Origin of the sequence: Streptomyces sp. P9-A4 (assembly GCF_036634195.1) — a bacterium.
Taxonomy (GTDB): domain Bacteria; phylum Actinomycetota; class Actinomycetes; order Streptomycetales; family Streptomycetaceae; genus Streptomyces.
The window spans coordinates 3,028,887-3,052,416 of the sequence record NZ_JAZIFY010000001.1 but is presented as its reverse complement, the minus strand read 5'-3'; the positions used below and the strand labels follow the sequence as shown (position 1 = coordinate 3,052,416).

Sequence of the window (23,530 nt, the reverse complement as noted above, 5' to 3'; positions counted from 1 at the left end):
GAGCAGGCGCTCAGGAGGTTTGCCGTGGTGGACGCACGACCGACGGAAGCCGGCGGGGAGCTTCCGGAGACCCCGGAGGCGAGGCTCACCGCGCCCGGCGCCCCCTTCGCGGTGAGCGAGGGGGTGTACGTCTCCGGGCCCCGCACGCTCCGCGAGTTCGTGGAGACGACCTGGGCCTACGGCGACCGGGTGTTCCTGGTCTCCGAGGACGGCGCCACCACCTACCGGGAGTTCTTCGACGCCGCCTGCGGGCTCGCCCGGCAGCTGACCGGGGAGTACGGCCTGCGGCCGGGCGACCGGGCCGTGGTCGCCATGCGGAACCTCCCGGAGTGGCAGATCGCGTTCTGGGCCGCCCAGCTCGCCGGCCTCGTCGCCGTCCCCCTCAACGCCTGGTGGACCGAGGACGAGTTCGCCTACGCGCTCGACGACTGCGCGCCGGGCGTGCTCCTCGTCGACGGGGAGCGGGTCGCCCGGGTGCGGGCCTGGGCCCGCGAGCGGAAGGTGCCCGGGATCGTCTTCCACGGGGAGGCGGAGGACGGCTTCCGGGCGTACGTCCCCGACACCGATCCGCACCTCGGGCCGCCCGATGTCGACGTGCTGCCCGAGCAGGACGCCACCGTCATCTACACCTCAGGGACCACCGGCCGCCCCAAGGGCGCCGTCGCCACCCACCTCGCGCAGGCCGGGGCGGCCATGAACCCCCGCTACTTCGCCGCCGCCGCGGCCCTCGCGCGCGGGGACGTGCCGGGGACCGGGCCGGCGCCCGTGTCGCTGACCACCTTCCCGTTCTTCCACGTCGCCGCGTTCACCTCGTTCTACGCGGTGATGTCGGCCGGCGGGACCCTCGTCATGATGCGGAAGTGGGACGCGGACCGCGCCCTCGAACTGATCGGGACGCACGGCGTCACCCACTACGCGGGTGTGCCGACGACCGCGCTCCAGCTGCTCGAAGCGGCCCGCGCCGCCGGCGACGAGCTGGCGACGCTCACCCTCCTCAGCACCGGCGGCGCCGCCGCCCCGCCCGGCATCGTCGCCGGGATCACCGAGGGGTACGGGGAGCGCGTCGAGCCCCGCAACGGCTACGGGCTCACCGAGACCAGCGGCGGCGTCCTGTCGAACGTCGGCGCCGAGTACCGCGCCCACCCGGACAGCGTCGGCCGGCCCACGCCCACCACCGAGGTGCGGATCGAGGGCCCCGACGCGGCGGGCGTCGGCGAGCTGTGGCTGCGCGGTCAGGCGCTGGTCCGGGGGTACTGGGGGAACGAGGAGGCGACCCGCGCGGCGTTCTCCGAGGACGGCTGGTTCCGTACCGGGGACCTCGCGCGCGTGGACGCGGACGGCCGTGTCACCGTCGTCGACCGGCTCACCGACATGGTGATCCGGGGCGGCGAGAACGTGTACTGCGTGGAGGTGGAGGGGGTGCTCCAGGGCCACCCGGACGTCCTCGACGCCGCCGTCCTCGGCGTCCCTCACCCGCTGCTCGGGGAGGAGGTCGCGGCGGTCGTCCGGCTGCGGCCCGGCGCCACGACGGGCGCCGAGGACCTCCGTACGTACGTGGGCGGGCGCCTGGCCGCCTTCAAGGTCCCCGCCCGGGTCGTCGTACGGGAGGAGGAGTTGCCCCGGAACCCGACGGGGAAGCTCCTCAAGCGGGAACTGCGGGGAGGCCTCGCAGCCGGGTGACCCGGTCGCGGGCCGGTCGCCCGGACAGGTCAGCCGCGGGTGATCCGGACCCGGTAGGCGCCGTCCTCGTCCTCGTCGAGGACGCTGATCCGGATGCCGTTCGCCCGGTCGGTGAACGTCTCGCCGGGGCGGTACGGGGCGTCCGACAGCTCCGCCTGGACGTTGGCCCTGCGGGTGCAGCCGCCGCTCGCCCGCTCGCTGTCGGCGACGGTCACCGGACCGTGGCCGGTGTCCACGTCGGACTCGACCCGGTAGACCAGGACGCCGTCCTCGCAGACGGCCTCGTCGTTGCCGCCCTTGCCGCGGACCTCGACCGCGTACCCCGAGGTGCCGGAGAGCGGGACGAACGCGAGCTTGGGGCCGCCGGGGACGGCCAGCGGGGTGAGCGTGTAGTCGCCGCTGCCGGGGCCGTAGGCGCAGCCGACCTGGTCGTTGTCGAGCCAGCCCAGCTTCCACTTGTGCCAGCCGAGCAGGTCGTTGTTGGCGCCCCAGTCCTCGGACATGATGTCCCAGTGCCCGACGGTGCCGCCGCCGTCCGAGGTGTAGAGGTCGGGCAGCCCGAAGACGTGGCCGTTCTCGTGCGGCAGGACCCGGTAGCCGGTCTCCGCGAAGCTGCCGGAGCCGTCGTCCTGGCGGCTGTAGACGAAGGACGTGTTGGCCAGCGGCACGCCGTCCGCGTAGGGGGCGTCGTCGTTGCCGGAGAAGGTCACGGACAGGACGGTGTCGAGGGCGGAGGGCCCGGCGTTCGGCGTGACGAGGATGTTGACCAGGTCGTACGCGCTGAAGTCGACCTTGGGGTCGGCGGCCTTCACGATGTCCTCGACGAGGGAGCGGTAGCCCGGTTCGTAGGGTGAGCCGCGCTCGATCCCGTACGCGGAGAACGCCTTGGGCATGCGCAGCCAGTCCGGTAGCGGGGCCTCGGCGCGGTAGTGCAGCCGCCCGTACGAGCTGGTGCGGAACCAGTCGGCGGTCTGCGGGAAGAACTCACGGAAGCGGCCCATCGCGGTCCCGTCGCCGGGCGCGTCGGGGAAGTCGACCATCAGGTTGAGGGCCCTGACCTGGCCGGTGGAGCGCACGTACCCGGGGGCGGTGGGCAGCCCCTCCGACATCTGCACGCCCATCGTGGTGGCGATGCGGCACGGTCCCAGCTGGGCGCCGTTCGGCGCGGCGGCCACGGGGCCGGCCGAGGCCGGGGCGGGGCCGGGGAGGGTGCTGCTCGCGGAGGCGAGCAGCGCCAGGGAGAGCGCCGTGGTCGCGGCCAGTGCGACGGGTCTGCGTATCCGTCGGCGGGGGTGCTGCATACGGACGCCTCTCCGGTGGGGGCAGGTCGGCGGCACGGCCCCTTCCGGTACTCGCGAGGCCGCGCCGTGCGATCAGCCTGTGGCGAGAGGTTCCGGCGCGCGCGCCGGGTGGCCCGATCGTGGGTATTCCGGCCCGAGGGGTCATGTGACCCAGGTCACACAGGTTGCGGGAAATAACCGGGGACCGGATCCCCGTTTGGCACTGTGTTGAACGAAGCGGGGATTCCTTCCCCGGATGTCCGAGTGACGTAGTGAAGTGAGGAGGCCGCGGCGTGACCACCAGTGCCGACGCAGCCGAGACCGCCGGGACGGCGCCCGCCCGCCGTGTGCCCCGCCCGCGGGCCGACGCCCTGCGCAACCGCGAGCGGATCGTCACGGCGGCCCGCGAGATGTTCGTCGAGTTCGGCCACCAGGTGCCGTACGACGAGGTCGCGCGCCGGGCCGGCGTCGGGAACGCCACGCTCTACCGGAACTTCCCCGAGCGCGCCGAACTCGTCCACGAGGTCGTCCTCTCGATCATGGCCCGCCTCACCGAGCTGGCCGAGCGGTCCACCGAGGAGGAGGCCGACCCGTTCGCCGCCCTCCGCCGCTTCACCCACGGCGCCGCGGACGAGCGCATCGGGGCCCTGTGCCCGATGCTCGACGGCGCCTTCGACAGGGAGCACCCCGACCTGATCGCCGAACGCCGGCGCCTGGAGGAGGCCGTCCAGCGCCTCGTCGACCACGCGCAGCGGGCCGGCCGGCTCCGCGCCGACATCGGCGTCGGCGACCTGACGGTGGCGATCTCCCAGCTGACCCGACCGCTGCCGGGAACGGCCTGCGGAGGCAACTTCGACCAGTTCGTCCACCGTCACCTGCAGCTGTTCCTCGACGGCCTCGAGGCGCCCGCCCGCTCCGCACTGCCGGGGAAGGCCGCGACCCTGGAGGACCTGAGACGCGACTCCTGCCCGTCGTGACCCGACGGGCGTCGGCGGCGCTCTGACGTCACGCACCCCGCACTTACTTACGCCCTTTTTCCACCAGTACGCGCCAAGAGGTGGCTACACCCATGCCGAAAATCCCCGAAAGCACCGTGACCCACGCCGACCCCGGCCGCTGGAAAGCGCTCGTCTTCATCGCCCTCGCCCAGCTGATGGTCGTGCTCGACGCGACGATCGTGAACATCGCCCTGCCCTCCGCCCAGCAGGACCTCGGCATCTCGGACGGCAACCGGCAGTGGGTCATCACCGCCTACGCCCTCGCCTTCGGCGGTCTGCTCCTCTTCGGCGGCCGGATCGCCGACATGTGGGGCCGTAAGCGCACCTTCGTGGTCGGCCTGATCGGCTTCGCCGCCGCCTCCGCCCTCGGCGGCGCCGCGACCGGCGAGGCCATGATGCTCGGTGCCCGCGCGCTCCAGGGCGCCTTCGGCGCACTCCTCGCGCCCGCCGCGCTCTCGCTGCTCGCCGTGACCTTCACCGACGCCAAGGAACGCGCCAAGGCCTTCGGCATCTACGGCGCGATCGCCGGTGGCGGCGGCGCCGTGGGCCTGATCCTCGGCGGCTTCCTCACCGAGTACCTGAACTGGCGCTGGACGTTCTTCGTCAACATCCCGTTCGCGATCGTCGCCGCCGTCGGCGCGTACCTCGTCGTCCGCGAGCCCGCGGGCGGGCGCAACCGCTCCACGCTCGACATCCCCGGCGTGATCCTGTCCACCCTGGGCCTGGTCTCGCTCGTCTACGGCTTCACCCGCGCCGAGTCCGAGGGCTGGAGCGACGCCGGCACGATCGGCCTGTTCGTCGGCTCCGCGGTGCTGCTCCTCGCCTTCGTGCTCACCGAGGCCAGGGTCAAGTCCCCGCTGCTGCCGCTGCGCGTCCTGACCGACCGCAACCGCGGCGGTGTCTACCTGTCGCTGGGTCTCGCCGTCATCGCGATGTTCGGCCTGTTCCTCTTCCTGACCTACTACCTCCAGGTCGTGAAGGGCTACTCGCCGGTCATGACGGGCTTCGCGTTCCTCCCGATGATCGCGGGCATGATCATCGGCTCGACGCAGATCGGCACCCGTCTGATGACCCGCGTCCCGCCGCGGCTGCTGATGGCCCCCGGCTTCCTGACCGCCGGTCTCGGCATGCTGCTGCTCACGCAGCTGGAGGTCGGCACCTCGTACGCCGGTCTGATCCTGCCCGCGCAGCTGCTGCTCGGCCTGGGCATGGGTACGGCGTTCATGCCGGCCATGTCCCTGGCGACGCTCGGCGTGGACCCCCGGGACGCCGGTGTGGCCTCCGCGATGGTCAACACCTCGCAGCAGGTCGGCGGCGCCATCGGTACGGCCCTGCTGAACACGATCGCCGCCTCGGCGACGACCGCGTACCTGACGGACCACGCGGCGGGCGCGACCACCCCGGCCGCGCAGAAGCTGGTCCAGCTCCAGAGCATGGTCGAGGGCTACACGGCGGCCATCTGGTGGGCGGTCGGCATCCTGGTCGCCGCGGCCACGATCGCCTTCGTCCTGATCAACACCGGGAAGCCGGACACGGGCGCGGTCGCCGGGTCGGGCACGGGCGCGGACGACGAGGTGAGGATCCCGGTCGTCGCGCACTGATTCCCGTACGGGATTCGCCCCCTGCCTGTCCTGCCCGTCCTGCCCGACCTGCCTGCCTGACCTGCCTGTCCTGCCCCGGTTCCGTCGTTCGGCGGAGCCGGGGCAGTTCGCGTCTCGGGTCTCAGGTCTCGGGTCTCGGGTCTCGCGTCTCGGGGTCTCAGCTCTCGCGTCTCAGCGGAGCCAGGGCAGGTCCGCTTCCGGGTCCTGGGGTTCGAGGCCCTCGGCCATCACGCTCATGATCGTGCCGAGCTGCTCCACCTGTTCGGGGGAGAGGCGGTCGAACAGCGCCTGGCGCACGGCCGTGACATGGCCGGGCGCGGTCCTGCGCAGCACCTCGGCGCCCTCGTCCGTCAGCCGGGCGAGCTGGCCGCGCTTGTCGGAGGGGCAGTTCTCGCGCTGCACCCAGCCGCTCTTCTCCAGGCGGGCGATGGCGTGGGAGAGGCGGGAGCGGGTGATCTTGGCGCTCTTGGCCAGCTCGGTCATCCGGAGCCGGCGGCGGGGCGCCTGGGAGAGCTGCACGAGCAGCCCGTAGTAGATGTGCGGCATTCCGGCGTCGCGCTGCAACTGGCGGTCGAGGTGGTCCTCCAGGAGCGTGGTGGCGTGCAGGTACGAGCGCCAGACGTGCTGTTCCTCGTCGCTGAGCCAGCGGGGCGCGGTCATGTCTCCCATGGGTCCCATCGTACGACTCATTCTTGAAAGTTGAACTACATACGTTTACTCTGCAGCCAGTGAGCTTGAAGTTTCAAGCACGCACCGCACCCAGGACCACAGGACCACGAGGAAGCCGGAGCCCTTCGCCATGGACGCCACGCTGGAACGGATGCCCGCGCTCTACCTGTCCCACGGCGCCCCGCCGCTCGCCGACGACCCCCTCTGGCCCGGCGAACTCGCCGCCTGGTCCGCGGGACTCCCGCGCCCCAAGGCGATCCTCATGGTCTCCGCCCACTGGGAGGAGGCCCCGCTCGCCCTCGGCGCCACCGAGACCGTCCCCCTCGTCTACGACTTCTGGGGCTTCCCCGAGCACTACTACCGCGTCCAGTACGCCGCCCCCGGCGCCCCGCGGCTCGCCGAGTCCGTCCGCAAGCTGCTCCGCGGGCCCGGCCACCCCGTACAGGACATCCCCGACCGGGGGCTCGACCACGGCGCCTACGTGCCGCTCGTCGAGATGTTCCCGGACGCGGACATCCCCGTACTCCAGATCTCCATGCCCACCCTCGACCCCCGCCACCTCATGGACATCGGGCGCAGGCTCGCCCCGCTGCGCGACGAGGGCGTCCTGATCGTCGGCAGCGGCTTCTTCACCCACAACCTCGCCGCCCTCCGGCACACCGGCGGCGGGGTGCCGGGCTGGTCCGCCGAGTTCGACGCGTGGGGGCACGAGGCCCTCGCCGCGCACGACATCGACGCCCTCCTCGACTTCGAGCGGAAGTCGCCGGCCGGCCGCCTCGCCCACCCGCGCACGGAGCACTTCGCCCCGCTGTTCGTCACGATGGGTGCGGCCGACGCGGCCGGCGACCTCGACGAGCAGCGCTCGGTGATCGACGGCTTCTGGATGGGGCTCGCGAAGAGGTCGGTGCAGTTCGGCTGAGCCGCTGCGGTCCGCGCGGGCGGCCGAGGCCGGTGCGGTTCGGCCGATCCGCTACAGGACGGGCGGGTTGAGGTCGACCGAGCGGACGGCGGCGGCCAGCGCGAGCGGGTCGCCCACGTCGAGCGCGGTGTCGGTGAACTTGATCGTGTGGTCGTCGCCGTGCGCCGCCGCCCGCGCGAAGACCTCCTCGGGGGTGAGGGCCGTGCCCGGGTACGGGGCGGCCTCCGCCGGGGTGTACGCGGCGGTCACCGCGGCCGCCGCCGCCCACGCCGCCGCCAGGCTCGGCGCCCACAGCTCGCGCGGGAGCGCGGGCAGGGCGCGCAGGACGGCGTTCGGCGCGGTCGCCGCGTGCACCAGCATGATCGGCTCGCCGTGGCCGTGGGTCGCGTACCGGTGGGTCGCCGCCGTCACCAGCTCGGTGAGCCGCGCCTTCGCCGCGTCGGGGTCCGGGGCCGCGCCCCAGACCGGGAACGCCGTCAGCTGCGCGAGCCGGGCCCTGATCCCGCCGTCCTGGTCCGGAACCGGCGGTACGGCGTCGAGCGCCGCCGCCGCCGAGGGCACGGCGGCCAGCGGGGCGAGCGCGGGCAGCGGCTGGTGGCGGGCCGCCCAGTAGCCGAGGGCGTGCGCCAGCTCGGCGCGGCGGGGGGCCGTCACGCCCTCGGGATCGCTCAGGAGGGTCCGTACGGCGTGACCGGTACGGATCACCGGATGCGTCGCCCCGCCCGCGATGCCCGGCAGCAGCCGGGGCCACCACTCGGCGAGGACCTCCCGCCAGGGGCGCCCGTCCAGCTCGCGCCCGAAGAAGAGGGTCCAGTCCGTGATCCGGGCCGGGTCGCCGAGCGCCTCGGCCCAGTTGTCGTCGGTGACGCGGAGGGATGCCGACGGCAGCTCCTCCAGCTTGGGCGCGTAGTGGTCGAGCCAGCGGTGCACCGCGGGGGCCTGGCCGTGCCGGACCAGAGCCTCGACGGCCATCGGGGCGTGATTGCTGAGCCAGCCGTTGCGCTCGGGGCCGGTGGTGTGAAGACGCTGGAGGGCTTCGTCGAGGGTTCCGGTGGTGTCGCTCATGACCGAGACGCTAGGGCGGGGGAGGGGAGGTACGGAACGGGCGGGAGACCTAGTCCGGGAGGCCGAGGAGGGGTGGTCCGGAGGAGGGGGCGGCATGCGCGGGGGGTCCGGGGGGCGGGTTCGTCGCTCGTGTCAGGGCTCGGGTTCGTGTCAGGGCTCGGGCTCGGGCTCAAGTTCGGGTTCGGGCTCGGGCTCGGGTTCGGGCGGGGGCAACCCGATGGCCCGCCCCGGCGTCTTGAAGGGTGGCGCCGCATGTGATCGCGGTCTCACCGACGGTGTGGTCGAGTCCCCCGCGAGCGGCGCCGGAACACCCTCCGCGCCTGCTCTGACCTGCGCATCCGTGGGTTCCGCAGGCATAGCCGCAGGGGCGACGGCGGCGCAGGATACTGCATGATCGCGAAAATCCATGTGCCGGGTGGGAATTCTGTCCTGATTCCAGTCGTTGTTTCCGTCGGATGCAGGGCACCCGAAAAGGTGTCGCGACCTACTCAGCAAGGGAGCACGCATGGCAACCCGTGCCGTCGCCCGTCGTCAGACCTCCGCCAAGAGCGGGGCCGCACGGGCAAGCAGCGTTCGCGCCGTGGGCGGGGAGATCGCCGACCGCGACCTGGTCGGCATGTACCTCGACGAGATCGCGCGCACACCCCTGCTCGACGCCGCCAAGGAGGTCGAGCTCTCCCAGACGATCGAGGCCGGGGTGTACGCCCGGCAGATACTCGACGGCGCTGTGGAGAGCGAAGCCGGCGGCGCTTCCCGTGAGGAGCTCGAAGCGCTCTACGCCGAGGGCGAGCGTGCCAAGGACCTCTTCATCAAGTCCAACCTGCGGCTCGTGGTGGCCGTCGCCCGGCGCTACCCGCGCAGCGGGCTGCCGCTGCTCGACCTGATCCAGGAGGGTAACGCGGGCCTGGTGCGCGCGGTCGAGAAGTTCGACTACGCGAAGGGCTTCAAGTTCTCCACGTACGCGACGTGGTGGATCCGTCAGGCCATCACCCGTTCCATCGCGGACCAGTCGCGCACGATCCGGCTGCCCGTCCACTTGGTGGAGGAGCTGGGCAGGATCCGCCGGGTGCAGCGCGAGTTCAACCGGGAGCACGGCCGCGAGCCGGAGCCGGTGGAGATCGCGGCGGAGCTGGACACGAAGCCCGAGCGGGTCGTCGACGTGCTGGACTGGGCGCGGGACCCGGTCTCGCTGAACATGTCGGTGGACGACGCGGGGGAGACGCAGTTCGGCGACCTCCTGGAGGACACGTCGGCGGTCTCGCCGGAGCAGTCGGTGCTCACGCTGCTGCGCAGCGAGGAGCTCGACGACCTCATCGCCAAGCTCGACCACCGGACCGCGTCGATCATCCGCATGCGGTACGGCATCGAGGACGGCCGCGAGCGGACGCTGACGGAGGTGGGCAAGCAGCACGGCCTGACCCGGGAGCGCATCCGCCAGATCGAGAAGCACGCCCTGCTGGAACTGAAGAAGATGGCCCACGACACGGGCTTCGACGCGGTGGCCTGAGGCGCCCGGCAGCCAGGAGGAAGGGGCCCCGAGGGGCCCCTTCTCGCAACCCGGCGAGGACACACGGCCCGGGGATGCAGGTCCCCCGGCGCACGCCACGCGCTGCCGCTCCCGCCCCTCCCGCCCCTCCCGGCGCGCGCCTGCTGGCGAGGCGTCCCGCGCGGGGGCCGCTCGCCCACCGCCGTGTGGGCAATCGTCCCGCTGGGGCGGGACGGGTGGGCACACGGGACGGCGCGCTTGGCCGCGCCTCGGCCCCCCGTGCCTTGGCCCGCACCACCAGCGCGGTGCACAGGGTGCGGGTTCAGGCGCTGGAGCCTGGGCCCGGCGAGGGGCTGCGTCCGTTGGGCCCACCCGTCCCGCCCCGCAGGACGATTGCCCACAACGCGGCCGGGCGCCCACAACGCGGCCGGGCGCCCACGACGCGGCCGGGCGCCCACAACGCGGCCGGGCGCCCACAACGCGGCCGGGCGCCCACAACGCGGCCGGGCGCCCACAACGCGGCCGGGCGCCCACTACAGGGCGGCGGGCCCGCAACGACGCGGCTGGTGTACCACCGCTCAGGCGCCCGTCGCCGCCGCCAGCCTTCCCGACAAGTCCCTCATGTACGTGATCAGTGGTTCCGGGCCGTGGACCGTGAAGTCGACGTCCATCAGCGCGAGCCGCAGCGCCAGCCATTCCACCGAGTCCGCGACGCGGGCACGCAGCCGGCAGCGGCCCGGCGCCGTCACGGTCGGCACGAGGTGGGAGGGGAGGCGCGCGACGACGAACTCCGCCGGCGCGGCGAACTCCACATCGAGATCGACCTCCCCCTGGGCGCGCGCCATGGAGCGCGCCATGTACGTCGCGGCGTCACCCGAAGGCAGCTCCCGGGGCGAGAAGCGCGCCCCCGTGGCGAAGGGCTCGCTCACCCGGTCCACCCGGAACGTCCGCCAGTCCTCGCGCCCGAGGTCGTACGCCACGAGGTACCAGCGGTGCCCCGTGGAGACCAGCCGATACGGCTCCACGAGCCGTTTCGTCTCCGTCCCGTCCCCCGCCCGGTAGCCGAACCGCAGCCGCTCGTGCCCGGTCACCGCGCCCGCGAGCGCGGTGAGGGTGGCGGGCGCGACCGTGGCCCCGTCCCCCCGGGTGAGCGGGATCGTCGCGTTCTGGAGGGTGGAGACCCGGTGCCGCAGCCGCGCCGGCAGGACCTGCTCAAGCTTCGCCAGGGCCCGTACGGACGCCTCCTCCACGCCCTCGATCGCGTGCCCGGCCCCCGCCCGCAGCCCGACCGCGATGGCGACGGCCTCCTCGTCGTCGAGGAGGAGCGGCGGCATGGCCGTACCGGCGACGAGCCGGTAGCCCCCGACCGCGCCGAGCGTCGCCTCGACGGGATAGCCGAGGTCGCGGAGCCGGTCGATGTCCCGGCGGATGGTGCGCGGAGAGACCGAGAGCCGTTCGGCGAGCTCGCTTCCGGGCCACTCGCGCGGGGTCTGGAGGAGCGAGAGCAGATTCAGGAGTCGTGCCGGGGTGTCCGTCATGTCTCCCAGGATGCGGCTCATCTAGGACATGACCTGACCTAGATGGCTCTTATCTTCTTCGTATGAGTTCACACGACGCCGCCACGGAAGCCGCAGCGGCCAGCGACAAGCGGCGATGGATCGCCCTCGCCATCGTCATGACCGCCGCCTTCATGGACCTGGTCGACGCCACGATCGTCAACATCGCGATCCCCAGCATCGAGAAGGACCTCGGCGCCTCCTTCGGGGCCATCCAGTGGATCACCGCCGGGTACGCGCTCGCGTTCGCCGCCGGTCTGATCACCGGCGGGCGGCTCGGTGACATCTACGGCCGCAAGCGCCTCTTCCTGCTCGGCACCGCCGGCTTCACCCTCGCCTCGGCGCTCTGCGGCTTCGCGGCCAGCCAGGAGATGCTGGTCGGCTCCCGCCTGCTCCAGGGCGCGGCGGCCGCGATGATGGTGCCGCAGGTGCTTTCGATCATCCACGTGACCTTCCCGGCGCACGAGCGCGGCAAGGTCTTCGGAATGTTCGGCGCGATCATCGGCCTCGGCGCGGTCTCGGGCCCGCTGCTCGGCGCGCTGCTCACGCAGTGGAACATCGCGGGCCTGGAGTGGCGCCCGATCTTCCTGATCAACCTGCCGGTCGGCGTCGCCGCCCTGATCCTGGGCCGCAGGTTCATCACCGAGTCGAAGGCGCCGAAGGCGCTCAAGCTCGACATCGTGGGCGTGCTCCTGGTGACGGCCGCGCTGCTGATGCTGGTCTACCCGCTGACGCGCGGCCGTGAGCTGGACTGGCCGCTGTGGGGCCACCTGATGATGGCCGGCAGCCTGCTCGTGTTCGGCGCGCTCGTGGCGTACGAGAAGTACAAGACGAAGAAGGACGGCTCGCCGCTGGTCGAGCTGTCGCTGTTCAAGGTGAAGAGCTTCGCCGCCGGTATCGCCGTACAGCTGACCTTCGGTGTGGTGCTCGGCATCTTCTTCCTGGTCTGGACGCTGTACATGCAGATCGGCCTGGGCTGGAGCCCGCTGAAGGCGGGCCTGACGGGTGTGCCGTTCTCGATCGCCGTGTCGGTGGCGGCCGGCATGTCGGTGCAGAAGCTGGTGCCGCGCTTCGGCCGGAAGGTGCTCCAGGCGGGCGCGCTCACGATGATCGCGGGCGTGCTGCTCTACCTCTTCGAGGCCGGGCGCTACGGCACCGGGATCGAGCCCTGGCAGATGATCCCGCCGCTGGTGGTCATGGGTCTGGGCATGGGCCTGATCGTGGCGCCGCTGACGGACGCGGTGCTCTCGGAGGTGCCGAAGGAGCACGCGGGTTCGGCCTCGGGCCTGATCAACACGACCGGGCAGATGGGCAACGCGCTGGGGCTCGGCCTGGTGTCGGTGGTCTTCTTCGGCGTGATCGACGGCAAGCCCGCCCCGAAGTCCCCCGCCGAGGCGGGCGCGGCGTTCGCGGACGCCTTCCAGAACGCGATGGGCTGGGTCGCGGCGGTGCTCGCGGTGATCTTCCTGGTGATGTTCGCGCTTCCGGCGAAGCCGAAGCAGCACCTGGAGGGCGGCGACGACGAGGCCGAGGTCGTGATCGAGAAGGAGCCGGCGCTCACCCACTGAGCGCGGAGCGGCAGCGGAGGGGCCCCGCCCCCGGGATTCGTCCCGGGGACGGGGCCCCTCCCGGCTGTCCGGCCGGTTCCTCCGGTCAGTTCCGGTCGACCGCGCCGTCCGTCTTCAGGTCACCCGTGAACGGCTCGGACCGCAGGACGACGGGGGTCGGTGTCGCCTGCTGCACCCATGCTCTGTCCCAGAGGAAGGCGCCGCCCATGATGTTGCCCGCGGTCTGCCAGACGGTACCCGTCGTGGTGATCACCTTGACGAAGGCGTCGTTGCCCTGGGCCTCGATGGCGATGCCGCAGGCGTTGGCGGGGAAGCCCGGGTTCGTGGGGTCCGTACCGACCGGCGTCGGGTTGGTGAGGTCCTGCCAGACGATCGCCCCGCCCGGCACGCTCGCCTTCCCGACGAAGGCCTTGCCGTTGTAGAGCGCGGCCTGGAAGTCCTCGGTGTTGGACGGGCTGTAGGTGTCGATGTCGACACAGGGGCCGGTGGCTCCGGTCGCGCCAGTCGCTCCGGTAGCCCCTGTCGCGCCAGTGGCACCCGTGGCGCCCGTCGCTCCGGTCGCCCCCGTGTTCCCCTTGGGCCCCGTCGCTCCGGTCGCCCCCGTGTTCCCCTTGGGCCCCGTCGCTCCGGTCGCCCCCGTGTTCCCCTTGGGCCCGGTCGCCCCCGTCGCCCCGGTGTTGCCCTTCGGCCCGGTCGCCCCCGTCGCCCCGGTGTTGCCCTTCGGCCCGGTCGGCCCGGTCGGCCCGGTCGGCCCGGTCGGCCCGGTCGGCCCGGTCGGTCCGGTCGGTCCGGTCGGGCCGGTGTTGCCCTTCGGTCCCTTGGGGCCGGGTGGGCCCGTCGGGCCCACCTCGCAGCCGTCGTCGTCACCGCCGCCCGCCGTCGTGCGCACCGCCTGCCGCCCGTGACCGCCAAGGAGGGGCTGGATCTCCTGGTCCAGGAACTCCTGGAGCGCGTCCCTCCGGGGCTGCTCCCCCTCGTGCGGGTGCGATCCACGCTTCTCGCAGCCGTGGGCCGACGGGGCGCCGGCCGGCGTCGTGCCCGCCGTACCCGACGCTCGGGTGGCGGAAGGGCTGCCCCACGCGGCTGCCGCCGGCGAGGCGAAGCCCGTGAGGACGAGGGCGACCGAGGCGACCGCCCCGCCGCCGAGCCACGCGCGTCGTCGGGGGAGCGGGCCCAGCGGGGTCCGGGTCCGGGTCCTGGAATCAGGACGCATGCAGTGCTCCTTCTCCTCCGCCGGCCAGGAGGGCGGCGCAAGTGATGTCCGGGAAGCAGCCATGTGCTCCCTTTGTCGGATCATCGGATCGCATGGGGGAGGGCTTGACGGTCCGGCGGCACTGCTAACGCCATGGCCTATCGCCGACAGCCGAATGGATGCGTACACGACGGGGAACTACGGACCCCCCGTCGGCGCGCCGGGGCCGCGCCCGGCCCGGCGTCCGTAGGGTCGCGCACCCGCCGGCTCCTCCCGCACCACCGGACGTGGTGTTGCGGTGCAGCCGTCCATCTGCCTGTGCGTGATCGTCAAGAACGAGGCCGCCGTCATCGACCGCTGCCTCGCCTCCGTCCGGGTCCTCGTGGACACCTGGGTCATCTCCGACACCGGTTCTTCGAGTACTCGATCAGCACGTACGGGATCGGCGGCCACGCCGCCTCGCCGGCAGCCTGCGACCGGCTGCCCGCCCTCCCCGACCTGTCGGACACCTACCGCGAACAGGCGAGGGCCAACCGCGAGTTCGCCGTACAGCGCCTGGCGGAGACGGGGATCCCGACCCCGGCCCGACCCCGGCCCCGGCACCCGCCCGACCCCACGCCGGCCCGGTGGCCCGTACCGACGCGGGGCAGGTACGGGCCACCCGGCGGGCGTCACGTGAACGCCCGCCGGGCCCGTGTCAGCGGACGCGGGAGCGGGACTCCATCGCCCCGCGGGCCGCGCGCTCGCTCTCGTACACCTCGCACATGTGCCGACCGTCCGGCGTCGCCGTGTGCTCGACCTCCCAGAGGCTGATCTCGCTGCCGTCCAGCAGCAGGAACTGGTGCTCGTAGAGGGTGAATCCGGCGTCCCGGCCGCCCTCCACCGGGCAGTGCCGCCCGAAGGCCTGGGTGATGTGGTGCGCGAAGGCCAGCCGCAGCCGGCGGGCCGTCCGCTCGCCCGGCCGGTCCGCGTTCTCCGCGCGCCGCAGGACGCGGCGCGCGTGGTCGGCGGAGTTGTCCGGCACGTACATCCGGGGCTGGGCGGGTATCGGGCGGGCGAGCAGGGCGCTCAGCAGCTCCAGGTCGTCGTCCTCGTCGAGGACGCGGCCGTCGGAGCGCTCGGCGGTCCAGCCGGGCAGCGGTCCGGTCGGGAGCCGGGACGCGGCGAGCCGCGCCTCCGCCTCCTCCGCGTACAGCTCATGCTGCTCGACGCCGTCCCGCCCGGCGTTGTGCGTGATCTCCCAGAGGGAGAGCGCGCTGCCGTCGCCGAGCAGATACGTATGGCGGTAGGTGGAGCGGTGCAGCGACGCGCTGTGGTGCGAGGAGTGCAGCGCGGTGGAGTGCGCGAGCGCCGTGCCGAGGCGCTCGACGGTCGAGTCGGGCAGGTCGAAGGAGTTGAGCGCCCGGCCGAGGAGCCGCGCGAGGTGCGTCTCGGTCGTCTCGTAGGGATCGTGAGGATCCTGCGGATCGTTCAAGAGGGTCTCCAGGCCGTCGCCGCATGTCACTTGGTGCTTGCTTAACGTAGTCCCTGGGGCTGACATCGTGTCCGGGGTTCCGGAAAACGAAGGGCGTGCGCCGGAAGTTCCCGCCCCGTCCCCGTCCGCTCCTTTTCTCCTCCCTTTCCCTTTTCTTTCAACTCCCTTGGTTTTCAAGGGGGTACGGGCCCCCGTCCGGCTCGTACAGCTCGCGGTACGAGGGGAAGTCACCGCCCGCCCCTCGCAGCCCGCCGGGGGCCGCGAGCACCGCCCGGACGATCGCCCGGGTCACCAGGTCGGCGCCGGCCGCGAGGACCTCGTTCAGGGCGAGCGGCCCGGGGCCCTCCGGCAGTTCCCGCCGTCCGGTGGCGAGCGCGAAGACGGTGTCGCCGTCGTTCATCAGGTGCACCGGGCGCAGAGCGCGCGCGATGCCGTCGTGCGCCGTGCCCGCGACCTTCCGCGCCTGCGCGCGCGTGAGCACGGCGTCCGTCGCGACGACGGCGAGCGTGGTGTTCAGCGGGGGCGGGGCGGCTGCCGCCCGCGCCTCGGCGAGCCGCCGTACGGCCGCCTCGTGCACCCCGCTCCCGGGGAAGGCCGGCGGGCCGTCGCCCGCGTAGTAACTCCCGTACAGGGCGCCGGTGGCCGGGTCGACGGCCGAGCCCACCGCGTTCACCACCACCAGCGCGCCGACGGTGATCCCCGACTTCAGGACCGTACTCGCGGTCCCCACTCCGCCCCGCAGCCCGCCGACCACCGCGCCGGTGCCCGCGCCGACCGCGCCCGTCTCCACGCGCGCGTGGTCACCGCTCGCGTCGGCCGCCGCCACCGCGGCCCGGCCCGTGGCGGCGTCGGGGCGGGCCGTGAAGTCGCCGCCCCTGCCCAGGTCGAAGACGCACGCGGCGGGCACCACCGGCACCACGTGGGAGGGATCGGGGCCCACGCGCACGCCCCGGTGGTGCTCCTCCAGCCAGGCCATCACGCCGGCGGCGGACTCCAGGCCGTACGCGCTGCCGCCGGTCAGGACGACCGCGTCGATGCGCTGGACGACGTTCCTCGGGTCGAGCGCGTCGGTCTCCCGGGTGCCCGGGCCTCCGCCCCGTACGTCCACGGCGGCGACCATCCCGCCCGCCGGGGCCAGCACCACGGTGGTGCCGCTGAGCGCCCCGGACCCGGCCACGCGCGCGTGGCCCACGCGCAGCCCGCCCACATCGGTGATCCCGTCGGTCCCGTCGTGCCGTCCGCGCGTCTGCTCGGGCTGTGTCATGTCCCTTGCCTACCACGGGGACCGGTTCAGCGCTTGGGGCCGAGGTAGGTACCGCCCGAGGCGTCGATCACCGTGCCGGTGATCCACCGGCCGTCCTCCGAGGCGAGGAAGGAGACCGGGTCGGCGATGTCCTCGGGCTGCCCGACCCACGGCAGTGCCTGACCGCCGATCAGCATCCCCTCCAGCTCGGGCATCGCGGCCATCGCGGCGGTGAGTCCGGCGGTCTGCGTCGGTCCGGGGGCGACCGTGTTGACGGTGATCCGGCGCTCCCCGACCACGTTGGCGAGGGTCCGGGAGAAGGTCTCCATCGCGCCCTTCGTCATCGCGTAGGCCAGCTCGTCGGAGAGCGCGATCCTGGTGACGGCCGACCCGATGTTGACGATCCGGCCGCCGTCCCTGAGCACCGGCAGCAGCCCCTGCACGAGGAAGTACGGCGCCCGGACGTTGACCGCGAAGAGCCGGTCGAACAGCTCCGGGGTCTCGTCCCGGAGGTGCCCGCCCGAGCGGCTCGCGGCGGCGTTGTTGACGAGGACGTCGAGGGCGGTCTCCCCGGCGTGGGCGGCCAGCCCGGCCCGGACGCCCTCGACCAGCGCGAGCACACCCTCGTGCGAGGCCAGGTCGGCACCGACGGAGAAGGCCCGGCCGCCGTCCCGCACGATCAGGTCGACGGTCTCCTGAGCGGCGCCGGCGTCGTGCCCGTAGTGCACGGCGACGACCATCCCGTCGGCGGCGAGCCGCCGGGCGACGGCCCGCCCGATACCACGGGAGGACCCGGTGACGAGGGCGGTGCGGGGGGTGGTGGCAGTGGTGCCGGTGGCGGCGTGCTGCGTCATGGCGGTCTCCTCGGGTGGTCCGTCTCCCCAGGCTCTCCCCGGGGCACGGGTGAACCTTCGCGGGGACCGCTGACGAGGGGCTGACGGCCGGCTGACGGGGTCTGACGGCGCGGGCGGGCGGGCGTCGGCCGGGCCGTGAGCCGGGGGTCCGTCAGCCGTGGACGGTGGGCCGCGGCCCGGCTCCCGGCGCGGGGAGGGCGAGACGGACCTCGTGGGCGAGCCGGGCGAGGCTGGCGGCGTCGACGGGCCGGTTCGTGTCGACCACGAGGGGGCGTGCGCCGGGCGTACGGGCCGGGCCGAGCCCGAGAGGGCCGGGGCGGGCGGCCCAGGCGGCGACGCGGTCGCGGAGCTGCTGGGGACCGAGTTCGTGGTCGAGATGGCCGGGATGCCGTTCGCGCGTACGGAACCGCTCGGTGACCAGTGCCGGGTCGCAGGCGCAGAACACCTCGACGAGGGTTCCGCCGAGTGCCCGGAGACGGTCGGGGGCGGTGTCGCGGTGCCACCAGTTGACGAGGACGGCACGCCCGGCGTCGGCGGCGAGGGCGTACAGGACGTCGTTTGCGGCCCGGCTCAGCCGGTGCCGCCAGGAGTGGTCGCCGACGCCGAGGGAGTCGTACAGCGACTCCAGGATCACGTCCTTGTCGAGGACGGGGAGGCCGAGCCGGGTGGCGAGCCCGTGGGCGATGGTGCTCTTCCCGCTCGCGGGCAGCCCGGAGACGACGACGAAGGCGTTGCCGGTGGCGGTCACGGGGACAGTGTGGCGGTCGGGTCGGTGAGGCCCGCGCGGTGGGCGGTGTCACGTGCGCGCGTGCGGTCGGACGTCGCCGATTCGGGGGCGCCCGCGGCTTCGTGGAGGGCGGCTCGGCGGAGGAGCAGGTCGACGACGTCCTCGGCTACGCCCAGCGACTCGAAGAGCGCCAGGGCCTCCGCGAGGAGCGACAGGGGACGGTCCGAGAGTGCGGCGAGACCCTCCAGGGCGGTGGCCGTCCCCCAGCGCTCACCGAGCGCGCGGAAGCCGGCGAGGGCGTCGGTGAGGAGCGCCTCGGCCTCGGCGGGCACGGTCGTCAGGTGGGCGCGGCCGACGAGCCCCAGGGCGCGGGACCAGGGGTCGTCCCCGAGCCGGATCCCGTCCAGGGGGCCGATCGCGGTCGACCAGAGGAACGCGGTGTACGGCTGACGGAGCGGGGAGGTACGGGCACGGAGGAACTCCCGTGCGCGCTCGACGTGGACACCGTCCCGCACCCCGGCGGCGAGCACGCACAGCGCGTACTCCTCACCGAGGTCCGCGCCGCCCCCCGTCCCCGCGTCCGCCGTCGGCGCCACGCGGTCCAGGAGGTCCGCCGCCATCGCCGCGACCTGGGCCCTGAGGCCGCGCAGCCACCAGTACGGGGTCAGCGCCGCCACCAGCCGCAGTCCCTCCTCCGGCGCGCCCCTGCGCAGCGCCGCCCGCAGGTTCGCGTCCTCGGCGTCGAGCCGGGCCAGCCACTCCAGCTGGGCGGGACCGCGCAGTTCCGGGTCGGCCGCCTCCGCGAGCGCCCGGTAGTACGCGTGATGGGCGGCGAACACCGGGTCTCCCTCCGGGAGCCGCTCCGCCGCGTGCGCGCGGATCGTCTCCAGCATCCGGTAGCGGCCGTCCCGCGCCTCCACCAGCGACTTCTCCACGAGCGAGGCGAGCGTCCCGCGCCCCGCCCCGCTCACCCGGGCCACCGCATCGGCCGTGGCGCCGCCCCGGAACACCGAGAGCCGTGCGGCCAGTTCCCGTTCGGCGGGTTCGAGCAGCGACCAGCTCCAGTCGACCACCGCCCGGAGCGTACGGTGCCGTTCCGGCGCGGTGCGGTCACCGCGCGACAGCAGCTCGAAGCGCTCGCCCAGGCCGTCCGCGAGCTCCTCCACGGACAGCGACCGCAGCCGGGCCGCCGCGAGCTCGACGGCCAGCGGGAGCCCGTCGAGCTCGGCGCAGAGCTCCGCCACGCGCGCGTGCCCGGTGAAACCGGGCCGTACGGCCGCCGCCCGGCGGACGAACAGCTCCCGCGCCGCCTCCGGGGCGAGCGCCCCCAGCGGCAGCAGCGATTCGCCGGTGATCCCGAGCGCCTCCCGGCTCGTCGTGAGGACCCGGAGCGCGGGGCAGGCGGCGAGCAGGCGCCGTACGAGGACGGCCGTCTCGGCGACGACGTGCTCGCAGTTGTCCACGATGAGCAGCACGGGCCGCCCGGCCAGCGCCGTCTCCAGCCGGGCAGTACCGCGCAGCCCGAGCGCGGCGGCGAACGCGGCGGACACGTCCCCGAACCCGTCCCCCTCTCCCGAAGCCCCTCCGTCGGCACCCACCCACACGTCCGCCGGCCCTGCACCGGGCCCAGGGTTCGTTCCGGACCTGGTGCTCGGACCCGGCCCGGCCGCCCCGGCTCCGGTGTCCGGCCGTGCGGCTGCCCCGGGCCCGAATCCCGACGCCTGCCCCGGCCTCGTGCCTGCCCCCGCCCCCGCAACCGCCGCCAAGTCCACGAACCTGACCTCGCCCGGGAGTTTTGCGCCCACCTCCAGTGCCAGTCGTGTCTTGCCCGCGCCGCCCGGCCCCACCAGGGTCACCAGCCGCGCGGCCGTCACCAGCGTGGTCAGCCGCTCCCGTTCCCGTTCCCGGCCGACGAAGTCGGTCAGCGGTGCCGGCAGGGGCGGAACCGTTCGCTCCGGGGTCGTCCCGCCGCCCTTCGGACCCCCGCCCCGCAGCACCTCCAGGTGCACGGCGGACAACTCCGGCGACGGATCCGCCCCCAACTCCCCGGCCAGCGCCGCCCGTACCTCCTCGTACACCGCCAGCGCCTCCGCCTGCCGCCCCGACGCGGCCAGCGCCCGCATCTGGAGCCCCCGCAGCCGCTCCCGCAACGGATGCTCCCGGGCCGCCCCGTCCAACTCCCCGGCGAGTGCGGTCAGGTCACCGCCGACCGCCAGCTCCGCCGCCGCGCACTCCTCGACCGCGTTCAGGCGCAGCCCCTCCAGCCGCGCCGCCGCACCCGCCGCGAAAGGCGCGTCCCGTACGTCCGCGAGCGCCGGTCCCCGCCACAGCCCGAGCGCCTGCCGCAGCAGCACGCGCGCGCGTACGGGGTCCCCCGCCGCCCGCACCCGCGCCCCCTCCCGTACCAGCCGCTCGAACCGGAGCGCGTCGACGGCCTCCTCCGCGTCCGCGAGGCGCAGCCGGTATCCGGCGGGGGAGAACTCGACCGTCGCGTCCGGCGGCAGCACCCGGCGCAGCCGGGAGACCTGGGCCTGGAGGGCGCCCCCGGCCCCGGCGGGCGGAGTCTCCCCGTACAGGCCGTCGACGAGCCGCTCCACGGAGACCGTCCGGCCCGCGTCGAGCAGCAGCAGCGCGAGCAGCGCCCGCACCTTGGGGCCGCCGGCGACGGGTATCGGGGCGGCGTCGGCGTCGGCGCCGGAGACGGAGAGCGGGCCGAGGACACGGAAGACCATGGGCCGGATTGTCGCGCAGGGCGCGGCGGTTCAGGAGCGTTCGGCGCCCCGGAGGGAACCCGTACCCCCGCCGCCCCCACGCGTCGCCGGGTTCCCCGCCGTCAGGGTCACCCCGATCGCCACCGTCGCCGCCGCGACCAGCCCGGCCGCCAGGACCGCCCAGCGGCCCGCGAAGGAGCACAGCAGGATCGCGAGCGCCGAGACGGGCAGCACGAGCTGCTGGGTCAGGCCGACCTTGAAGTAGCGCGCGTGGAGCAGCCACACCGACATCAGGAACACGGCCGACGGGATCGTCACCGCCGACGCGGCGGCGAGGGCGGAGATGTGCGCCTTGCCCACGGCCTGTTCGACGGCGATCTCCAGGCCCGCGCCCACCGCGGCGGCCGACGCGAAGATCACGTAGTGGCCGTAGCCCCACAGGAAGCCCTGGCGGCTGGAGGTCAGCCGGTCGTGGGCGGGGACGACGAAGTAGATCCACCAGGCCGAGAACACGAGCAGCAGACCGCCGGCGGCGATCGGCAGGACCTCGCCGAGGGCGTCGTTCTCGGCGATGCCGGTCTTCACGGCGACCGTCGCCGCGGCGACGGTCTCGCCCAGCACGATGATGGTGAACAGGCCGTACCGCTCGGCGATGTGGCGCGGGTGCCAGGTGCTGGGCGCGTCCTTCTCCGCGTACAGCGGTACGGCCATCTCGGCCAGCGCCATGACCAGGAAGACCCACGGACGGGCGGGTTCCGGCGCGAGGAGGAGGGCGAGCCAGCCGACCTGCACGGTGAGGACGCCGCCCGCGTACCGCCGGCACATCGTCCGCTCGACGGGGTCGGTGGCGTGGTGCGCGGCGCGCAGCCACTGCGAGGCGAGCGCGAGCCGCATCACGACGTAGCCGAGGTAGACGACGAGGAAGTCGTGCTCCTCGAAGGCCCGCGAGACTCCGGCGGCGAGGACGAGCACACCGGTGATCTGGAGGAGGGTGATGACGCGGTACAGGACGTCGTCGTTGTCGTAGGCCGAGGCGAACCAGGTGAAGTTCATCCACGCCCACCAGATCGCGAAGAAGATCATCGCGTAGTTGATGATCCCCTCTCCGGCGTGGCCCTCGGCGACCGCGTGCACGAGTTCGGCGCCGGCCTGGGCGACGGCGACGACGAAACACAGGTCGAAGAAGAGTTCCAGGGGCGTGGACGCCCGGTGCGACTCCTCGCGGGAGCGTGCGGTGAGGGGGAGGAACGGTTGTGTCATGACCCCAGCACAGCAGAGCGGAAGGGCCTCCCGCGCCTGTGCCACGCGCTGCGCGACCGCGCCCGGCGTTGTACGGACCTCAGGCGACCCGCACCGTACGGACCTCAGGCGGCCCGTGCCTCCGCCGTGGAGGCGCGTACCTCCGTGCCCGGGGCCCGTACTCCCGACGCCGTACGCCCGCTCGCGGAAGCCCCCGCCTCCGCCACCGTCCCCGCGTACCTCGCCGCCACAAGTCCCGCCACGCGCGCGTGGTCCGCGAGCGGGGCCGCCACCGTCCAGGTGCCCGGGACCGTCGCGAGCGCGCGGGTGAAGCGGCCCGGGGCCAGGAGGTGGGCGGCGACCGCGACCCGCCGGAAGCCGTCCGCGTGCAGTCGGGCGACCGCCTCGGCCGGGGCCGGGGTGCTCGCCGAGCAGTACGCGACGGTCACGGGCACCGGCAGCAGAAGCCGCAGTTGCCGGGCCGCCGTGAGGGTGCCGTCGTCGCCGCCGGGCCGGGAGGAGCCCGCGCCCGCGACCACGACCGCGTCCGCCGGGCCGCCCGCCGTGCGCTCGGCCGCCCGCAGCCGGCCGTACAGGGCGAGGGCCACCGCGTGCTCGCCGCTCAGCCCGCGTGTGACGGCGCAGTCGAAGCGGCGGGCGACGGCCGGGATGTCGACGGTCCGGTGGTAGCCGTCGCCGAGGAGCAGCGGGACGACGACGGCGCCGGGCCGGTCGGCGAGGACGTACGGCAGCGAGGGCGTCCGGTGGTCGAGATGGCCGACGGCGACCGGCGCGCCCGTCAGCCGGCGGACGTGGTCCGCGAGCCGGGCCACCGCCTCGCCCGCCTCGGGCACGGCGCTGCCGTGCACGGCGAGGACCAGATCCCGCGTCATCCCTGCCTCCATCCGGTCCCGGCGACTCCTGGCTGTACGCCCCGGAGCCCGTCACCTGATCGCGCCGTGCGCGCCGGGGGGCCGCCGCCCGGACACGCCCCACGCCCCGCTGGGCCGCGCTCCGGTCACCTCGTAAGTCCCGAAGGGCCGCGCCGCGGTGTCGTTCGTCGGCGCGGCCCCGCCCGTTCACGCTAAGCCCGCGCCGCGCTCCCGTACCCGCGCCGTTCGGCCCCGGCGGCAGGGCCACAAGACCCTGATCCTCGGGCCCTTCACGGCCCCGACACGCCCGTCCCACCCCCCTACGGTCGGAGGAGAACCCGTACGGGAGAACCCGTACGGGAGAACCGGTACGGGAGAACCGGTACGGGAGAACCG

At 74.0% G+C, this 23,530-nt stretch carries 18 protein-coding genes; 6 read left to right on the top strand and 12 right to left on the bottom strand.

Going from position 1 to position 23,530, the window contains the following annotated elements:
• Positions 1-24 precede the first annotated feature (24 nt).
• The gene (locus tag V4Y03_RS13675; RefSeq protein ID WP_317873907.1) at positions 25-1,680 is read left to right on the top strand and encodes a class I adenylate-forming enzyme family protein; all 1,656 of its coding nucleotides are present in this window, start codon (positions 25-27) and stop codon (positions 1,678-1,680) included.
• Between the two features lie 29 nt (positions 1,681-1,709).
• Here V4Y03_RS13675 and V4Y03_RS13670 read toward each other — a convergent pair whose 3' ends face one another.
• On the bottom strand, positions 1,710-2,981 hold the full coding sequence (locus tag V4Y03_RS13670; protein ID WP_332435100.1) for a M6 family metalloprotease domain-containing protein: 1,272 nt from the start codon (positions 2,979-2,981) through the stop codon (positions 1,710-1,712).
• A gap of 272 nt (positions 2,982-3,253) precedes the next feature.
• On the opposite strand from V4Y03_RS13670, the gene V4Y03_RS13665 reads away from it, so the two are divergent.
• Both V4Y03_RS13665 and V4Y03_RS13660 read left to right on the top strand, forming a co-directional pair.
• Positions 3,254-3,937 carry a TetR/AcrR family transcriptional regulator gene (locus V4Y03_RS13665; protein WP_332435099.1) on the top strand — a complete coding sequence of 228 codons (684 nt, stop codon included), beginning with the start codon at positions 3,254-3,256 and terminating at the stop codon, positions 3,935-3,937.
• Positions 3,938-4,029: 92 nt separating this feature from the next.
• Positions 4,030-5,559: an MFS transporter gene (locus tag V4Y03_RS13660; protein ID WP_332435098.1), complete on the top strand. Its 1,530-nt coding sequence runs from the start codon at positions 4,030-4,032 to the stop codon at positions 5,557-5,559.
• 171 nt (positions 5,560-5,730) lie between these two features.
• On the opposite strand, the gene V4Y03_RS13655 is transcribed toward V4Y03_RS13660, so the two are convergent.
• Positions 5,731-6,237 carry a MarR family winged helix-turn-helix transcriptional regulator gene (locus V4Y03_RS13655; RefSeq protein ID WP_317873911.1) on the bottom strand — a complete coding sequence of 169 codons (507 nt, stop codon included), beginning with the start codon at positions 6,235-6,237 and terminating at the stop codon, positions 5,731-5,733.
• A 121-nt stretch (positions 6,238-6,358) separates the two neighbouring features.
• Between V4Y03_RS13655 and V4Y03_RS13650 the strand changes: the two genes are divergently transcribed.
• The gene (locus V4Y03_RS13650; protein ID WP_332435097.1) at positions 6,359-7,147 is read left to right on the top strand and encodes a dioxygenase family protein; all 789 of its coding nucleotides are present in this window, start codon (positions 6,359-6,361) and stop codon (positions 7,145-7,147) included.
• A 51-nt stretch (positions 7,148-7,198) separates the two neighbouring features.
• On the opposite strand, the gene V4Y03_RS13645 is transcribed toward V4Y03_RS13650, so the two are convergent.
• Entirely contained in the window at positions 7,199-8,212 is a 1,014-nt protein-coding gene (locus V4Y03_RS13645; protein WP_332435096.1) for a questin oxidase family protein, read from the bottom strand.
• A gap of 505 nt (positions 8,213-8,717) precedes the next feature.
• Here V4Y03_RS13645 and V4Y03_RS13640 point away from each other — a divergent pair.
• The gene (locus V4Y03_RS13640) at positions 8,718-9,719 is read left to right on the top strand and encodes a sigma-70 family RNA polymerase sigma factor (protein WP_317878937.1); all 1,002 of its coding nucleotides are present in this window, start codon (positions 8,718-8,720) and stop codon (positions 9,717-9,719) included.
• 557 nt (positions 9,720-10,276) lie between these two features.
• Here the strand turns inward: V4Y03_RS13640 and V4Y03_RS13635 are convergent.
• The gene (locus V4Y03_RS13635; protein ID WP_332435095.1) at positions 10,277-11,236 is read right to left on the bottom strand and encodes a helix-turn-helix transcriptional regulator; all 960 of its coding nucleotides are present in this window, start codon (positions 11,234-11,236) and stop codon (positions 10,277-10,279) included.
• 62 nt (positions 11,237-11,298) lie between these two features.
• Between V4Y03_RS13635 and V4Y03_RS13630 the strand changes: the two genes are divergently transcribed.
• Positions 11,299-12,822, top strand: coding sequence for an MFS transporter (locus V4Y03_RS13630; protein ID WP_332435094.1), 1,524 nt, complete (start codon positions 11,299-11,301; stop codon positions 12,820-12,822).
• 85 nt (positions 12,823-12,907) lie between these two features.
• Here V4Y03_RS13630 and V4Y03_RS13625 read toward each other — a convergent pair whose 3' ends face one another.
• From V4Y03_RS13625 to V4Y03_RS13590, 8 genes are all read right to left on the bottom strand, one after another.
• Positions 12,908-14,035, bottom strand: a complete 1,128-nt coding sequence (locus V4Y03_RS13625; RefSeq protein WP_332435093.1) for a collagen-like triple helix repeat-containing protein — start codon at positions 14,033-14,035, stop codon at positions 12,908-12,910.
• Positions 14,036-14,711: 676 nt separating this feature from the next.
• Positions 14,712-15,554, bottom strand: coding sequence for a DUF6227 family protein (locus V4Y03_RS13620; RefSeq protein WP_317878018.1), 843 nt, complete (start codon positions 15,552-15,554; stop codon positions 14,712-14,714).
• Positions 15,555-15,645: 91 nt separating this feature from the next.
• Positions 15,646-16,752 carry a P1 family peptidase gene (locus tag V4Y03_RS13615; RefSeq protein WP_332435092.1) on the bottom strand — a complete coding sequence of 369 codons (1,107 nt, stop codon included), beginning with the start codon at positions 16,750-16,752 and terminating at the stop codon, positions 15,646-15,648.
• Positions 16,753-16,778: 26 nt separating this feature from the next.
• A complete protein-coding gene (locus tag V4Y03_RS13610; RefSeq protein ID WP_332435091.1) occupies positions 16,779-17,585 on the bottom strand; it encodes an SDR family oxidoreductase in 807 nt (268 codons plus the stop codon).
• A gap of 151 nt (positions 17,586-17,736) precedes the next feature.
• Positions 17,737-18,333 (bottom strand): AAA family ATPase, encoded by a 597-nt coding sequence (locus V4Y03_RS13605; RefSeq protein ID WP_332435090.1) that lies wholly within the window; start codon positions 18,331-18,333, stop codon positions 17,737-17,739.
• On the bottom strand, positions 18,330-21,044 hold the full coding sequence (locus tag V4Y03_RS13600; RefSeq protein ID WP_332435089.1) for an ATP-binding protein: 2,715 nt from the start codon (positions 21,042-21,044) through the stop codon (positions 18,330-18,332). Before V4Y03_RS13600 ends, V4Y03_RS13605 begins: the two co-directional genes overlap by 4 nt.
• Positions 21,045-21,074: 30 nt before the next feature.
• A complete protein-coding gene (locus V4Y03_RS13595; protein WP_332435088.1) occupies positions 21,075-22,283 on the bottom strand; it encodes a low temperature requirement protein A in 1,209 nt (402 codons plus the stop codon).
• A 104-nt stretch (positions 22,284-22,387) separates the two neighbouring features.
• On the bottom strand, positions 22,388-23,155 hold the full coding sequence (locus tag V4Y03_RS13590) for a sirohydrochlorin chelatase (RefSeq protein ID WP_332435087.1): 768 nt from the start codon (positions 23,153-23,155) through the stop codon (positions 22,388-22,390).
• Positions 23,156-23,530 lie beyond the last annotated feature (375 nt).

Bases quoted from the DNA above. Each gene is read 5' to 3' on its own strand.
- V4Y03_RS13640 (WP_317878937.1), top strand. From the start codon at position 8,718: ATGGCAACCCGTGCCGTCGCCCGTCGTCAGACCTCCGCCAAGAGCGGG.
- V4Y03_RS13625 (WP_332435093.1), bottom strand. From the start codon at position 14,035: ATGCGTCCTGATTCCAGGACCCGGACCCGGACCCCGCTGGGCCCGCTC.
- V4Y03_RS13650 (WP_332435097.1), top strand. From the start codon at position 6,359: ATGGACGCCACGCTGGAACGGATGCCCGCGCTCTACCTGTCCCACGGC.
- V4Y03_RS13660 (WP_332435098.1), top strand. From the start codon at position 4,030: ATGCCGAAAATCCCCGAAAGCACCGTGACCCACGCCGACCCCGGCCGC.
- V4Y03_RS13595 (WP_332435088.1), bottom strand. From the start codon at position 22,283: ATGACACAACCGTTCCTCCCCCTCACCGCACGCTCCCGCGAGGAGTCG.
- V4Y03_RS13615 (WP_332435092.1), bottom strand. From the start codon at position 16,752: ATGACACAGCCCGAGCAGACGCGCGGACGGCACGACGGGACCGACGGG.
- V4Y03_RS13590 (WP_332435087.1), bottom strand. From the start codon at position 23,155: ATGACGCGGGATCTGGTCCTCGCCGTGCACGGCAGCGCCGTGCCCGAG.
- V4Y03_RS13610 (WP_332435091.1), bottom strand. From the start codon at position 17,585: ATGACGCAGCACGCCGCCACCGGCACCACTGCCACCACCCCCCGCACC.
- V4Y03_RS13670 (WP_332435100.1), bottom strand. From the start codon at position 2,981: ATGCAGCACCCCCGCCGACGGATACGCAGACCCGTCGCACTGGCCGCG.
- V4Y03_RS13645 (WP_332435096.1), bottom strand. From the start codon at position 8,212: ATGAGCGACACCACCGGAACCCTCGACGAAGCCCTCCAGCGTCTTCAC.
- V4Y03_RS13620 (WP_317878018.1), bottom strand. From the start codon at position 15,554: ATGTCAGCCCCAGGGACTACGTTAAGCAAGCACCAAGTGACATGCGGC.
- V4Y03_RS13630 (WP_332435094.1), top strand. From the start codon at position 11,299: ATGAGTTCACACGACGCCGCCACGGAAGCCGCAGCGGCCAGCGACAAG.
- V4Y03_RS13600 (WP_332435089.1), bottom strand. From the start codon at position 21,044: ATGGTCTTCCGTGTCCTCGGCCCGCTCTCCGTCTCCGGCGCCGACGCC.
- V4Y03_RS13635 (WP_332435095.1), bottom strand. From the start codon at position 11,236: ATGACGGACACCCCGGCACGACTCCTGAATCTGCTCTCGCTCCTCCAG.
- V4Y03_RS13655 (WP_317873911.1), bottom strand. From the start codon at position 6,237: ATGGGACCCATGGGAGACATGACCGCGCCCCGCTGGCTCAGCGACGAG.